Source organism: Endozoicomonas arenosclerae (genome assembly GCF_001562015.1).
Taxonomy (GTDB): Bacteria; Pseudomonadota; Gammaproteobacteria; order Pseudomonadales; family Endozoicomonadaceae; genus Endozoicomonas_A; species Endozoicomonas_A arenosclerae.
In genome coordinates this window covers 26,071-39,404 of record NZ_LASA01000057.1, presented here as the reverse complement: position 1 = coordinate 39,404, position 13,334 = coordinate 26,071, and the positions used below count along the sequence as shown (strand labels likewise).

Below are 13,334 nucleotides of genomic sequence, written 5' to 3'. Positions count from 1 at the left end.
ATTTTCCACTAATTTTCCACTTGTTTAGAAACAACAGCATGTATAGCCATACAACACCATGCAACATCTCATTGAATATTAACTCCATATTTATCAATGAGTTAGATTCAGTTTGCATTGTTTTTTGTTGTACTGCAATGGATGGTATATACGTCCGAATAGCCTTTCGTAATGCGAAGGTTGGAGGTTCAAGTCCTCTCATCGGCACCAGTCTTAAACCATAAAACGGATTGGATACACCACCTGAAATTCAGAAAATATGACTGCCAGCTAACCACTGGCAGCCACTCTACATAATCAGGCCAGAGCCTTCTCTACATTATCGAACTCTTCAACGATTTCCGCTTCCGGTTCAGACGACATAAGGCTGACAACGGTAATCGCAATGAAAGCAGACAGCATGCCTGGAACAATTTCATAAAGATCGAAAATCCCACCGGATACCTGCTTCCAGAGAACCACTGTCACACCACCTACAATAATTCCTGCCAGAGCACCGTTGCGGTTCATACGCTTCCAGTACAGACTCATAAGCAGTGCAGGACCAAAGGCAGCACCAAAGCCCGCCCAGGCGTAAGATACCAGACCAAGAACAGAACTGTCAGGAGACATGGCCAGAGCCAGAGCCACCAGAGCAATAACCACAACGGCCAGACGACCCACCATCAGGACTTCTTTCTGATCAGCATCTTTACGAATCACTGCCTTGTAAAAGTCTTCAGCCAGAGCAGAAGAAGAAACCAGCAGCTGGGAATCAGCCGTACTCATGATCGCAGCAAGAATAGCCGCCAGCAGAATTCCTGCTACCACTGGATGGAACAGAGCGTTAACCAGCACCATGAAAATGGTTTCGCCATCGCCCAGGGAAAGGCTCATCTCATTGATGTAGAGCAGACCAATCAGACCCACCATGATGGCTCCCAGCATGGAGATGGCACTCCAGGTCACCGCTATACGACGGGCTGTAGGTACGTCCTGCTCAGAACGAATGCCAGCAAAACGAGCCAGAATATGTGGCTGACCAAAGTAGCCCAGACCCCAGGTCACCAGGGATACAATAGCCATCCAGCCCAGAGCTTCACCGGTTGAATTGGTGAACGGATTCAGCAATTCTTCATTATGTGCACGGAGCTGATCAAAAATAGATGCATCGGAGTTACCAGACTGCAGAGCAATCACCGGCACAATTACCATAGCTGCCGCCATCAGCAAGCCCTGAACCAGATCGGTCCATGATACCGCCAGGAAACCACCAAACAGCGTGTAAGAGATGACACAGAGAGTCCCGATAATGACCGCCCAGGTGTAATCCAGACCAAACACGGTTTCGAACAGTTTGCCGCCTGCTACCAAACCAGAGCTTGTGTAGAAAAGGAAGAACAGCAAAATGAAGAAAGCGGAAACCACCTGCAACATTTTTGAAGAGTCACGGAATCGGTTGGTAAAGAATTCAGGCAGGGTCAGAGCATTACCAGAAGTCTGGCTGTAAACACGAAGACGACGGGCCAATATCAACCAGTTCAGCCAAGTGCCCAACAGCAGACCACCTGCCAGCCAGAAAGCTTCAACACCCGAAGCAAAGGCATAACCGGGCAGACCCAGCAGCAAGCCAGCCACTCATATCAGAAGCACCGGCACTCAGAGCTGCAGGCCAGGGCCCGAGACTTCTGCCCCCAAGAAAGTAGTCAGCGGAATCGGAAGTCCGCTTCCAGGCCCAAAGGCCAATCATCAACATCATGGCCAAATACACGACAAACGTCATTATTGTCGCAAAAGTATTGGTAATCATTGTTCTTTTCCGTTTTATGCAACTTGTCCTGAATGTTGCCAGACCAAACTGATCCAGCTCCCCCAAAATCACTCAGGCAAATCTTGTTATTTGAGCCAGTCGGCTCATCTCGTCAGGTGTTTTAACTGCCCGGATACAGGCAATTGAAGTCATAGCTGTAAAAAAGAAAAGCCTGCACCACCCAATGGTCGCGCAGGCCTATAGCAGATTAGTGACCAGCACCCAGTGACAACAGGGTGGCATTACCGCCTACCGCTGTAGTGTTGATGCTTCGAGTACGCTCAGTCGCAAATCGGTAGAGGTAGTGTGGGCCACCCGCCTTTGGACCGGTACCGGAAAGTCCCTGACCACCAAACGGCTGAACACCCACTACCGCACCAATCTGGTTACGGTTGATGTAGGCATTACCCACTTTCAGGCTCTGTTCAATGTAGGAGGAAGTCGCTTCGTTACGACTGTGCACACCCAGCGTCAGACCATAGCCCGTGGCATTGATTTCCTGAATCACTTTTTCCAGCTCAGAAGCCTTGTAGCGAACCACATGGAGAATCGGGCCAAACTGCTCTTTGTCCAGCTGGCTGATGCTGTCGATTTCAAAAGCAACCGGGGCAATGAAGTAACCTTCGTTACACTCAGCCCCCAGATCCACTTCTGCAATCAGTCGTGCTTCCTGCTTCATGCGATCAACATGTGACTGCAAACCTTTCAGGGCGACGTCACTGATCACAGGACCCAGATCAGTTTCATGCAAGGACGGATTGCCAACTTGCAATTCAGCCATGGCACCCACCAGCAGGTCTTCGATACGGTCCGCAATGTCTTCCTGAACATACAGTACACGCAGTGCAGAACAACGCTGACCGGCACTAGCAAAAGCAGACTGAACAACATCGGTCACTACCTGTTCAGGCAGAGCCGTGGAATCAACGATCATGGCATTCTGACCACCGGTTTCAGCAATCAGAGGTACAATGGCGCCTTCACGCATGGCCAGGGTCTGGTTAATCAAACGTGCTGTTTGTGTGGAGCCTGTGAAAGCAACACCGGCAATACGAGGATCAGAAGTCAGCTGAGTACCAATGTCTTTACCTTCACCAGTGATCAGCTGAATGGCATCAGCAGGCACCCCGGCTTCGAGCATCAGCTCAACAGCACGCACTGCAATCAGGGAGGTCTGTTCAGCAGGCTTGGCAACAACTGTATTACCGGATGCCAGAGCAGCTGTCACTTGACCCAGGAAAATCGCCAGAGGGAAGTTCCATGGGCTGATGCACAGAAATACACCACGACCAGTCAGGTAAAGTTCATTGGATTCACCCGTAGGTCCTGGCATCAGCTGAGGCTCAGAAAACTTTTCACGAGCCTGATTCGCGTAATAACGACAGAAGTCGACCGCTTCACGAACTTCGTCAACACTGTCGTGAATGGTTTTACCTGCTTCTTTATGGCACAGAGCCACCAGCTCTTCGCAGTTGGCTTCCAGCAGATCGGCCAGCTTTTCCAGACTCTGGGCCCGGGTTTCTACGGCTGTCTGATTCCAGCCATCAAACGCTTTGTGAGCCGCTGCAATAGCCTGGTCCACTTCTTTTTCTCCGGCATAATGCAGGCGACCCGCCAACTCGCTGAGCTGGTATGGGCAGTGCACTTCCACCGCTTTATCCGTTTCAACCTGCTGACCGGAAATCACGGGGCCCTTGTGCCACGTTTTGGTCATAAACTTCTGAACCGATTCAGAAAACGGCTGCCACTGGGACTCAATATCGATATTTACACCCATGGAGTTAACTCTGTCCTCTCCAAAAATATCTACAGGTAAGGGAATTCGATCATTGGCCAGAGAACTGTGTTTCTCGAGCACACTGACCGGATGATGGACCAGATCCACAACCGGGGTCTTGGCATCCACCAGACGATGAACAAAGGATGAGTTAGCGCCATTCTCCAGCAGTCGACGCACCAGATAGGGCAGCAAATCTTTGTGGCTGCCAACGGGCGCATAGATGCGGACGTGGGATTTCTCCTGATCCAGCACAGTGTTATAGAGGGCATCGCCCATACCGTGCAGACGCTGGAATTCAAAACTGTCATGCTCAGCCATGCTCAGAATACTGGCGACGGTGTGAGCATTGTGGGTAGCAAACTGAGGATAGATAGCACCCTTTACAGGTTCACTCAGCAGGAAGCGGGCACAAACCAGGTAGGCGACATCCGTTGCTTCTTTACGAGTGTAAACAGGGTAGCCGGAAAATCCTGCCTGCTGGCAGAGTTTGATCTCGCTGTCCCAATAAGCACCCTTTACCAGACGCACCGGTATTTCATCACCCTGCTCTTTTGACAGGGCTGCCAGCCAGGCCAGAACTGGCAAAGCTCTCTTGCCGTAGGCCTGAACCACCAGACCAAAACCACCCCAGCCCTGGCATTCAGGGTGACGATAGAGTTTTTCGAACAGTTTCAGGGAAAGTTCAAGACGATCCTGCTCTTCCGCATCAATTGTGATGCCGACATTCAGGCTTTTGGCGGTACGAATCAACCCCAGCACGCTGTCGAACAGTTCTTTGAGAACACGGGCTTCGTTAGCCACTTCGTAACGAGGGTGCAGAGCAGACAGTTTGATGGAAACCGTTGGACGAGGTCCTTTGTAACCGTCACTCTTCTTTTCCTGACCAACAGACTTCACTGCCGCCATATACGATGCCAGATATTTCTCTGCATCTCTGGCCGTCAGCGCCGCTTCACCCAGCATGTCAAAGGAATAGGTGTAGCCTTTTTCTCTTGGTTTGCGACCATTCTTGAGTGCTTCTTCAATAGTACGGCCCAGAACGAAGTGTTCGCCCATGATTTTCATCGCCTGGTTTACCGCCTGACGAATAACGGGCTCACCCATCTTTTTAACCAGTCGCCCAATGACATTACCCGGACGGCCGTCTTCAGACTTGTCCAGTGTCACCACCTTACCAGTCAGCATCAGACCCCAGGTGGAAGCATTAACCAGTAAAGAATCACTTTGCTTGAGGTGCTTTTCCCATTCGGCAACACTGAGTTTGTCGCGAATCAGGGCATCGGCCGTTTCTGAATCGGGAATTCTCATCAGGGCTTCTGCCAGACACATAAGCAGAATGCCTTCACGGGTATCCAGACTGTATTGCAACAGCATGGAATCAATCATATGAATGGAATCTTCCCGGGCCCGAACCTGTTCAACCAGTTCAGTCGCGCGTCGGGTTACTGCAGCCAGCTGCTGCGGTTCGGGTCTGGCCAAATCGACCAGCTGTGCCAGCCAGGCTGACTCATCCACACTGTATTGTGGAGAGATTGCCTTCCAAAGCTTGGCTGGGCTCTCCTGGATGAATTCAGGTTTAAATACGGAATTGGCCTCAAACATGCGGTGTCTCCCCCAGTTTCGGCAAATGTAATCCCTGACCTATGCCGTTTATCAATCTATTTGGGAAATGCCTGGCGTTTTTTTCGCTCATGACTTTTATGATTAATTCTGTCCCACCCCAAAGGGACGCGAAATTAATCATGGGTCCACGGCTATTTCGATTAAAAGCCGATGGCACTTCCACTTAAGGCGGTTTGTTTTGTAAACACAAAAAGGCTTCCGACATCAGCCAGCCGGGAGGGACTGAACTCCATGAACCCCTTTTGATAACTTATAATTGCCAATCTCCATTGGCAAAGGCTTTTGGCCAGTTCGCAATCATGCACAAAATCAATCAGAATTCCCAGATCTAAGGGGTAGATTTTTTTAATCCCTTATGACCGTTTCTGTTAATGACCGCTTCCTGCTTTGACAACTACCCTTGAGACGCTTGACTCCCGTGGAAAACAACCGTTTGAAATCATTCTTCATAGAGATCACAAGCCAACCTTTCTCCCGGGCTTTTTCTAACAACTCTTCATCCTCATAGGCACATTCCCTGACGGGATCATCATGATTTATGACCATGGAAAGCCCTCCCTCTGGAACCGAATCAGAAAGATAACCGAGCATCTGGTAATCCCCCATACTGTTACCCACAGCCATTGTCGGTGCAGTATTACCCAGACCCATCTTGATTCTTTCTGCTTTCCCTTCATTTCAGTTATTGGGAGGCCTGAACTGATAGGTTCGGACAAAAGTACCGTCTTTTTCATTGAGGTGAAGCAACACAGTCTGCGAGAGCACATGACTGTCTGGAATATTGAGCTTATCCTGATCCAGATCATCAAATTCAGCCGAATTGACCAGAGCCCTGACAAAGGTCTCGTCGGACCCGGAGACCAGATAAACCATAAACTGGTTTTCCAGAAGATACTCAATCAGATCAGCCATAGGTAAATAGAACAAGGACCTCAATGGAGCCTGATACACAGGATTTGCCGGTTTATTCAAATAGTTCACACCATAACGTCTGGTGCTATCAGCGGTTTCATTGAGAAAGGCCGTGAGCTGAACGGCATTCAGATGAGTGTCCAACCAGGTGAAATTACGCAGACATGCCTGTTCATAGACCTGTCCGGTAAATGTCTCAGGATGCAGTTTCTTCTTTTCACACAGGTGATCCACGCCCATAAACATGGCCATGGGCTGCGGCTTTTCTACGATCAAAGTTCCGTCTACATCAAAAACCACCACTCTCTGAGAAACAGGCAGTCTGGAGACAACCTCCTTTACATATTCAATAATCGCCTGTTTATTAGCGCCATCATTCCAGGTAGATAAAGGAGGCAGAGGTGCTGCCTGCACACTGTTACACCCAAATAGAAAAAACAGAGTACTCAAAACAAAACGACCGATACACTTTGTACCTAACCACTTCATAAGCAGAAAGCCTCAGCTCACCTCGTAAATGTGAGGGCAAGTTTAGCAAATCAATAGACAATCACTTTCGACGACTCATTTAAAAAAGCAGCATGGGTTGATAACAAAGAAGAAAACATCCCTTTTAATAAAATCCAAGTAATTGATTCAAAACACATTCACATTTCCAAAAATGCGAGCGCTAAAAATGAAGCTACACTGTTTTTCCTGTTTCAATAAACGCAGGTTTAAAAATGAATAGAAGCTTATCTTTTATTTATCTCATTTTAATTTCTTTCAACCTATTCAGCATGGATCCATCGACTTCGTCACTTCAAGAAAGCACTGCCTTCCAAAAGGACCTCAACAGAATTCTGGAAAAGGTTTGGAAAGCACGAGAGAAATACCCCGGGGCTTATACCAAATCACAAGATCTATCAAAAATCATTTCTACTCATCACTCAGGACCTGACGCCTGGTTTAAATTGTATGAAACCGCCTGGCAAATTCTAAATCCTCTCCCGGATGAACCACCCGCTCGGGAAGTTACTACAAGAACCACTGTGGATCCCAATGTCATTATCATTCCGCCGGTATCAAGACACAGTGAAACTGAAAGAAGCCGTCATGCGGAAGACACCAGTGATATCCCTCCAAACGTTCTCTATCTTTCAGAAAGACTTTCGGATTTTGAGGGACAACACAAAGGTAAAACTATTGAAAGAAGCTCTGTGATCAGGCGAGCCCGAAATACCATTAAAGCACACCCCGAAATGGCTTCAGACTTTTCTCCCTTGAGTGATTCACGCAGACAGCAATTGGATGAGGTGTCCTGGTCAGCACATAAAAGAAAATTCGGTTCAGAGACAAGAGCCCGCCCTCCTGCCCACATAAGCCATAGACTACAGAGTCTAACCATTCAACCAACTCCTTCTATCCCTCATACTCCTACAGCTACGGTTGTGCCTCAGGCAACAAACCCTTTTCCGAGACCTGCTCCTGAGCAGCTGCAAGGCAGTGCAATGAAACCCAAACCTCAGGTGATCAGAAGACCAACCCTTTCATCTGCAGGCACAGAAGAAACCAGAACCATTGAGCCCTCTGTTTCTATGACTGAAGCCCCTCTATCGGGCACTCCTGAACCTGAGCCAGTCATAGTGGGCTGGCAATGTTTGGCAGCAGGCTTCTGGGATGTATGCGCTAACTTCAGCCCTGCCTTTCGAGAAAAGTACCCGGATTTTCAGCAGCTGTTTGAATCTCAAACCATGATACGGAACGGGATGACTCTATCAGCCAATGAATCAAGGCAAAGCTTACTGGAACTGGTGACTCTCATTTTACAGGAACCCGCTCATATAAACCCATCCGTAAACTTTCACTTTGATGTGGCAGCCTTTCAGCAGCAACTTGGCATTATTCTGAATCAACTCCACTCTAAACAGTGGCGAAGCAGATCAATCACTCCCGAAAACAAAAGACAAACCATAGACGACATGATCGCCAGACTGAATGACCCGGAAAGCACCCATGCGATCTTTCTTGATTACTCGGAAGCAACTTCAGATACTGGATTCACTTTAGTACTGATACACAGTCAGAGTTACTGGTTTCTTGTGTCCACTATGACAGGGTTACATGTCATCCCTATACCCCCTCAAATGCCAGGCACCACTTCATCCACTCAAACCTCAAATGGTCATTATATTTTTCGACTCATTAGGGATTTATTAAGGCAAATTCAACCCTTGTACTTTGCAGAGGATTCTCAGGACCCCATAAAACTGATCCTGACCTGGGCTGGTTTTGTCTCTCGACCGCCCTCTTATAATGCTCAAAGAATGAATGACTTTGATGATTAATTTTTCTGAAAACAGGGCCTCTAATGGAGACCCTGACTGTTTCTGAAAGTCAGGGGGGTGGGGACCGGAAAAGCTCTGACAGAACATTTTTCCCCCAACGTACACGACTCTGTGAACCCATAAAGATAAAACTTGTCTTTATAAACAAGAATCACTGGATGGTTCTCCATATGTAACGGATAACCATCGATGTCGACTGGACTGCAAACCGACTGGCTACATACTGCTTCATCCATCAACTTCTCAAATGAGAGTGTCACAATATGCTTCTTGCTTGATACCGAGATTTTAAAGTATTGGAGCATACTTTTACGGAGCCAACATGGAAATACACTCTTATTCATCTTCTTGTTTGAAGGGGTCGCTTGTGTGCTCTCCCTTTGATTTTTATCCATAAACAAATGAGGACAGTCGTTTGCCAGTTCTCTCACCGCTTCAGGCCATGCTTTAGTGAATCCCACCTGTTGATTGTATCCTAGACCAACAGAACCATGCTTATTCCCTTGATAGCGAGTACTTGCGAAATGATACTCTCCCTCATTAAGAGCTCCATATGGGAGATTTACAGCACTCGCAGGTGCACCAGCAACGGCCTCTTCAAGAGGTAATAACAGTAAACGCTCTTTATCCTGATCCCAATTGCTTGAATTAATCTCTTTCACTTCAGCAACATTGGGAACTGAACGCAGATAACCAACCCCTGTTCGCTGAAAGTCAGTAAATACCTTCACTACTATTTTCTTCATTACTCCATTTTCTTCGAATACCTCCTGATCAAGCAGACTCTTGATTTCTTTCACCTGTTTCGCACTCAGGACTATCTGCTCTTTAATAAGAAAAGTATCGAACAGATAATACTCGAACTCTTCATTCCCCATGTAATCACCGGATCTGGCTTCCTTGATTACGACCATTTGAGCCAGATAGTGAGTAGGATGTGCCCCAAGCTCATAAAATTGCTTTTTGGTAGCAAGCGCACTGACTTCAAAAGAAACGAACAGCAGCATTAAAATGCAGAACACGCTTCGCCAGAATCTATGATTATAATGACTCATTTATTTACAACCTGAAGATGACACTGGCTAACAAAGATAGTCAAAACTGAGAAATCACTTTGAAAAATCATTCATTTTGAATAAATAAGAATCCACCTATATTTTCAAACTGCTGATCTAATTTTTACTGTTCACACTCCATATCATGCAGTTAAGATGATTCACTCAACGATACAGATAGACATGACATGAAGATTTTTCTGGTTGGTGGTGCCGTTCGAGACAAGTTACTGAACCTGCCGGTTAAGGATCACGACTGGGTGGTGGTAGGCAGCAGTCCCGAGGAAATGAAAAGCCAGGGCTTTCAGCCCGTCGGCCAGGACTTCCCTGTTTTTCTTCACCCACAATCCAAAGAAGAGTATGCACTGGCCCGCACTGAAAGAAAGTCAGGCCACGGCTACGGTGGTTTTGTGTTTCATACAGCACCGGATGTCACCCTGGAAGAAGACTTGATCCGAAGGGATCTGACAATCAACGCCATGGCTGAAGACTCTCAAGGGCAGCTCCATGATCCTTACGGTGGTAAAAAAGATCTGGAAAACCGCCTTTTACGTCATGTCTCTTCTGCTTTTCAGGAAGACCCTCTGCGTATCCTGCGTGTAGCCCGATTTGCGGCACGGTTCCATCACCTGGGCTTCAAGGTAGCCCCTGAAACCTTGCAACTGATGACCCGAATGGTTGAAAGTGGAGAAGCCTCTTACCTGGTACCCGAGCGGGTTTGGCAGGAAACTGTTCGGGCTCTTTCCGAGCCTTCTCCCCAAATCTATTTCGAAGTGCTCTTTGCCTGCAACGCCATGTCCGTAGTTATGCCTGACTGGATTCCATTTATCAGCGCTCCAGCTACCGGCTTGAAGGCTCTTGAAGCAGCCGTGAAAGAAGGCAAACCTGAAGAGATTCGTTTTGCCGCAACATTCAGCACCGAATCCGGACTGAACGTAGAGCAGATAAAGTCTTTATCAAAGCATCTGAAAGTGCCTTCCAGCTATACAGAACTGGCCAGCCTGACCTTCCAATACAGTCAAACCGTTCTGGACAACATTGCATCAATTGATGCTGAATTTCTGATGACTCTGTTTGAACAAACCGATGCCTTCAGACGCCCGGAACGCTTTACTCACTTTCTGGAAGCATGTTCTTGCATTGCCACTGCCAAAGAACAGGAGTTGTCTGCAGAAGCCTGTAGCACTCTGCAATCACTTCTGGAGTTGTGTCTTTCTATCAATGCCAGGGACATTGTTGCACAAGGCTTTAAGGGTAAAGCTGTTGGAGAGCAGTTGAGGAAGTTGAGAGTTGAGCAGATGCAGGAAAAGTTAAAGCAATAACAGACTAGTGCTCCAAATAGAATTATTAGATCTTTCCACTTAGAACTTCCCAGCTTGCACACCTAACCCGTTCACCCTGAGCTTGTCGAAGGGTGGTGGCATTGGGCTTCAACAGGCTCAGCCCGAACGGGTTTTGGTAGGCTCTCAACCAGGAAGTTATTTCAGGACTATTCCTTAGCCAGCAACAAACTCCAGCTCAGGCAATAAACGAGGCTGGTTGCCTAATAGGACATCGGGCTCAAACGCCATTGGAATGGCATCAACAAAAACACTGACAGGTCTTCCCGCCTGAAAACACCAGAGTTGTTTCACCAGAGGTCGAAAGTAGACTTCTTCAATGGCGCTCAATGTTACGTCCCGAACATCTTCCACAGCCTGCAGAATATCAAGGTCGGCCCGACATTTCAGGCTACCCCTGACCCGCCCCAACTGATCTTCTATCTGCTTGCACCACTGATTTATCGAGGCGGGTGTGGCCTCACTTTCAAAACAAACGACAGCATTATAATAATCAGCCGCATCCACTCCTTCTGCAGAAGTCTGGATCAGGCTGCTGACCAGCAAAGTGCCAAACTGCTGCCGAAATGCCTCAATCATCTTGCGACAATTGCTTTCAGCCTCTTCATTGGAACCGACTCCAATGTAATAAAGTGTCATAGTTGACGCATCTCATCCTTTGTACGTTCACACCATACTGAGGCTACTGCACCTTTTAATGCTTCGGGCTTGCGAATCAAAACACCTACCCGATCGACATTAAAGTTGACCTGCACCAGCTTAATAATGCCTCCAGCCAGCGCTTCCAGCAAGGCATACCGGGATTCTTCACAGAAGGCGCTGACTGCCTGACTGATGGCATCGTAGTCCAGTGCATCATTCAAATCGTCGGAACCAAAGGCTCTGGTAAAGTCGGTTTCCAGCTCCAGATCAATAATCAAGGGCTGAGGGGCTTCATGCTCAAACTCATAAACACCAATAATGGCCCGGGTTTCCAGATGCTCGATACGAACCTTATCCATTCACATCACCCTTGGATTCTGAATTAACGGCTTCCAGCTCTTCCATATTCCAGCGAGGCATGGGAGCTACTTCAAGGGGCTCAGTTTGACCTGCCAGCAGACGCTGACACCCTGCATAAGCAATCATGGCACCATTATCGGTACAAAACTCCGGTCTGGCATAACGCAAACCGCCACCCTCTTTTGTCGCCATGGCTTCCAGTTCTTTTCTGAGTCTTTTGTTAGCACTCACACCACCGGCAATCACCAGCTGTTTCAATCCGGTTTGTCTCAATGCTCGACGGCACTTGAATGCCAGGGTATCGACAACCGCTTCCTCAAAAGCCAAAGCAATATCGGCCCGATCCTGATCGGTAAAGTGACCTTCCTTTTTACAGGCTGCCACAGTATTAAGCGTAAAAGTTTTCAAACCACTAAAACTGAAATCCAGCCCCGGACGGTCACACATGGGCCGGGGAAATCGGAATCGCCCCTGAGTGCCAGACTCGGCCAGCATGGATACTTTTGGCCCACCCGGGTAACCCAGCTCAAGCATGGCAGCTACTTTGTCAAAAGCCTCACCGGCCGCATCATCAATAGATTCACCCAGCAGCTGATATTGACCAATGCCATCTACGCGGACCAACTGTGTGTGACCGCCAGAAACCAGCAATGCCAGAAATGGAAATTCAGGAGGGTTATCTTCCAGCATGGGGGCCAGCAAATGCCCTTCCATATGATGCACCCCCACGGTGGGTACACCCAACGCCCAACCCATGGAGCGGCCAATACAGGCGCCCACCATTAGAGCACCAATTAAGCCCGGCCCTTTGGTGTAGGCTACTGCATCAATCTCTTTTCGGGTGATACCGGCTTTTTCCAGAACCTGATTGATCAGAGGCAGAACCCTCTGGATATGATCCCTGGACGCCAGTTCAGGTACGACACCGCCATACTCGGTATGCATTTCAATCTGGCTGTAAAGCGCATCAGCCAGCAGCCCTTTATGGCTGTCATATAGGGCAATGCCTGACTCATCGCAGGATGTTTCAATCCCGAGCACTATCATAGATAAGACCTGTTAACATCAGTCTGCACTTCGCACCACTTATTGAACAAACAGTGCATATACTCACAGACCCTGTGGATTACCATCATTCAGGCAGGTTTCCAGAACAACTCCCATAGCAAAAATAACAAGGGGCCGGATATTAAGAACTAACGTACAACCGTTATAGTTCAGTACCTGCTGCAGGGTCTGGGATGATACTGCAAACGGGCCTTTGCAGGAAATGCCAGAGACCGCAACCCCTGAGCTCTCATGCCCGGCTGAAAACAGGCCGAATTTTGCATTTACTGAAAATAGTCTATAAAATTCGCATCCCTGAAAATACGCGGCTAGTCTGGACTTTTGTCCTGACTTATTTTGCGGGTCGGAATTAGCTTCTTCACACGATATTCAAGGGTTTCAGCTTAGGCAGGGCTCCTGAAAACAGTGTGAATGCTCAACCGATTGCTCTTTTATGAC

Annotated in this window: 9 protein-coding genes and 1 pseudogene; 2 read left to right on the top strand and 8 right to left on the bottom strand. The window is 47.9% G+C overall.

From position 1 onward, the window contains the following. Positions 1 to 297 precede the first annotated feature (297 nt). From putP to WG89_RS06345, 4 genes and pseudogenes are all read right to left on the bottom strand, one after another. Positions 298 to 1,789 (bottom strand): annotated as a pseudogene (gene putP / locus WG89_RS06360) (sodium/proline symporter PutP). Between the two features lie 208 nt (positions 1,790 to 1,997). Then, on the bottom strand, positions 1,998 to 5,171 hold the full coding sequence (gene putA / locus WG89_RS06355) for a bifunctional proline dehydrogenase/L-glutamate gamma-semialdehyde dehydrogenase PutA (RefSeq protein WP_062262981.1): 3,174 nt from the start codon (positions 5,169 to 5,171) through the stop codon (positions 1,998 to 2,000). 366 nt (positions 5,172 to 5,537) lie between these two features. After that, positions 5,538 to 5,843, bottom strand: coding sequence for an HAD family hydrolase (locus WG89_RS06350; protein WP_062262978.1), 306 nt, complete (start codon positions 5,841 to 5,843; stop codon positions 5,538 to 5,540). A gap of 27 nt (positions 5,844 to 5,870) precedes the next feature. Further along, positions 5,871 to 6,593, bottom strand: a complete 723-nt coding sequence (locus tag WG89_RS06345) for an HAD family hydrolase (RefSeq protein ID WP_062262975.1) — start codon at positions 6,591 to 6,593, stop codon at positions 5,871 to 5,873. A 233-nt stretch (positions 6,594 to 6,826) separates the two neighbouring features. On the opposite strand from WG89_RS06345, the gene WG89_RS06340 reads away from it, so the two are divergent. Next, positions 6,827 to 8,431 carry a hypothetical protein gene (locus WG89_RS06340; RefSeq protein WP_062262973.1) on the top strand — a complete coding sequence of 535 codons (1,605 nt, stop codon included), beginning with the start codon at positions 6,827 to 6,829 and terminating at the stop codon, positions 8,429 to 8,431. A 20-nt stretch (positions 8,432 to 8,451) separates the two neighbouring features. Here the strand turns inward: WG89_RS06340 and WG89_RS06335 are convergent, their stop codons facing one another. Continuing rightward, positions 8,452 to 9,309 (bottom strand): hypothetical protein, encoded by an 858-nt coding sequence (locus WG89_RS06335; RefSeq protein ID WP_153301456.1) that lies wholly within the window; start codon positions 9,307 to 9,309, stop codon positions 8,452 to 8,454. A gap of 365 nt (positions 9,310 to 9,674) precedes the next feature. On the opposite strand from WG89_RS06335, the gene WG89_RS06330 reads away from it, so the two are divergent. Beyond that, complete coding sequence (locus WG89_RS06330) at positions 9,675 to 10,808, top strand: multifunctional CCA addition/repair protein (protein ID WP_062262968.1); 1,134 nt, start codon at positions 9,675 to 9,677, stop codon at positions 10,806 to 10,808. A gap of 174 nt (positions 10,809 to 10,982) precedes the next feature. Here the strand turns inward: WG89_RS06330 and WG89_RS06325 are convergent, their stop codons facing one another. The 3 genes from WG89_RS06325 to tsaD are packed head-to-tail and all read right to left on the bottom strand — an operon-like array spanning position 10,983 to position 12,875. Continuing rightward, positions 10,983 to 11,465 carry a 2-amino-4-hydroxy-6-hydroxymethyldihydropteridine diphosphokinase gene (locus tag WG89_RS06325; protein WP_062262965.1) on the bottom strand — a complete coding sequence of 161 codons (483 nt, stop codon included), beginning with the start codon at positions 11,463 to 11,465 and terminating at the stop codon, positions 10,983 to 10,985. Then, positions 11,462 to 11,827 carry a dihydroneopterin aldolase gene (gene folB / locus WG89_RS06320; RefSeq protein ID WP_062262962.1) on the bottom strand — a complete coding sequence of 122 codons (366 nt, stop codon included), beginning with the start codon at positions 11,825 to 11,827 and terminating at the stop codon, positions 11,462 to 11,464. The genes WG89_RS06325 and folB overlap by 4 nt, the downstream gene beginning before the upstream one ends. After that, positions 11,820 to 12,875, bottom strand: a complete 1,056-nt coding sequence (gene tsaD, locus WG89_RS06315; RefSeq protein ID WP_062262959.1) for a tRNA (adenosine(37)-N6)-threonylcarbamoyltransferase complex transferase subunit TsaD — start codon at positions 12,873 to 12,875, stop codon at positions 11,820 to 11,822. The genes folB and tsaD overlap by 8 nt, the downstream gene beginning before the upstream one ends. Positions 12,876 to 13,334 lie beyond the last annotated feature (459 nt).

Bases quoted from the DNA above. Each gene is read 5' to 3' on its own strand.
- folB (WP_062262962.1), bottom strand. From the start codon at position 11,827: ATGGATAAGGTTCGTATCGAGCATCTGGAAACCCGGGCCATTATTGGT.
- WG89_RS06325 (WP_062262965.1), bottom strand. From the start codon at position 11,465: ATGACACTTTATTACATTGGAGTCGGTTCCAATGAAGAGGCTGAAAGC.
- tsaD (WP_062262959.1), bottom strand. From the start codon at position 12,875: ATGATAGTGCTCGGGATTGAAACATCCTGCGATGAGTCAGGCATTGCC.
- WG89_RS06345 (WP_062262975.1), bottom strand. From the start codon at position 6,593: ATGAAGTGGTTAGGTACAAAGTGTATCGGTCGTTTTGTTTTGAGTACT.
- WG89_RS06330 (WP_062262968.1), top strand. From the start codon at position 9,675: ATGAAGATTTTTCTGGTTGGTGGTGCCGTTCGAGACAAGTTACTGAAC.
- WG89_RS06350 (WP_062262978.1), bottom strand. From the start codon at position 5,843: ATGGGTCTGGGTAATACTGCACCGACAATGGCTGTGGGTAACAGTATG.
- WG89_RS06335 (WP_153301456.1), bottom strand. From the start codon at position 9,309: ATGGGGAATGAAGAGTTCGAGTATTATCTGTTCGATACTTTTCTTATT.
- WG89_RS06340 (WP_062262973.1), top strand. From the start codon at position 6,827: ATGAATAGAAGCTTATCTTTTATTTATCTCATTTTAATTTCTTTCAAC.
- putA (WP_062262981.1), bottom strand. From the start codon at position 5,171: ATGTTTGAGGCCAATTCCGTATTTAAACCTGAATTCATCCAGGAGAGC.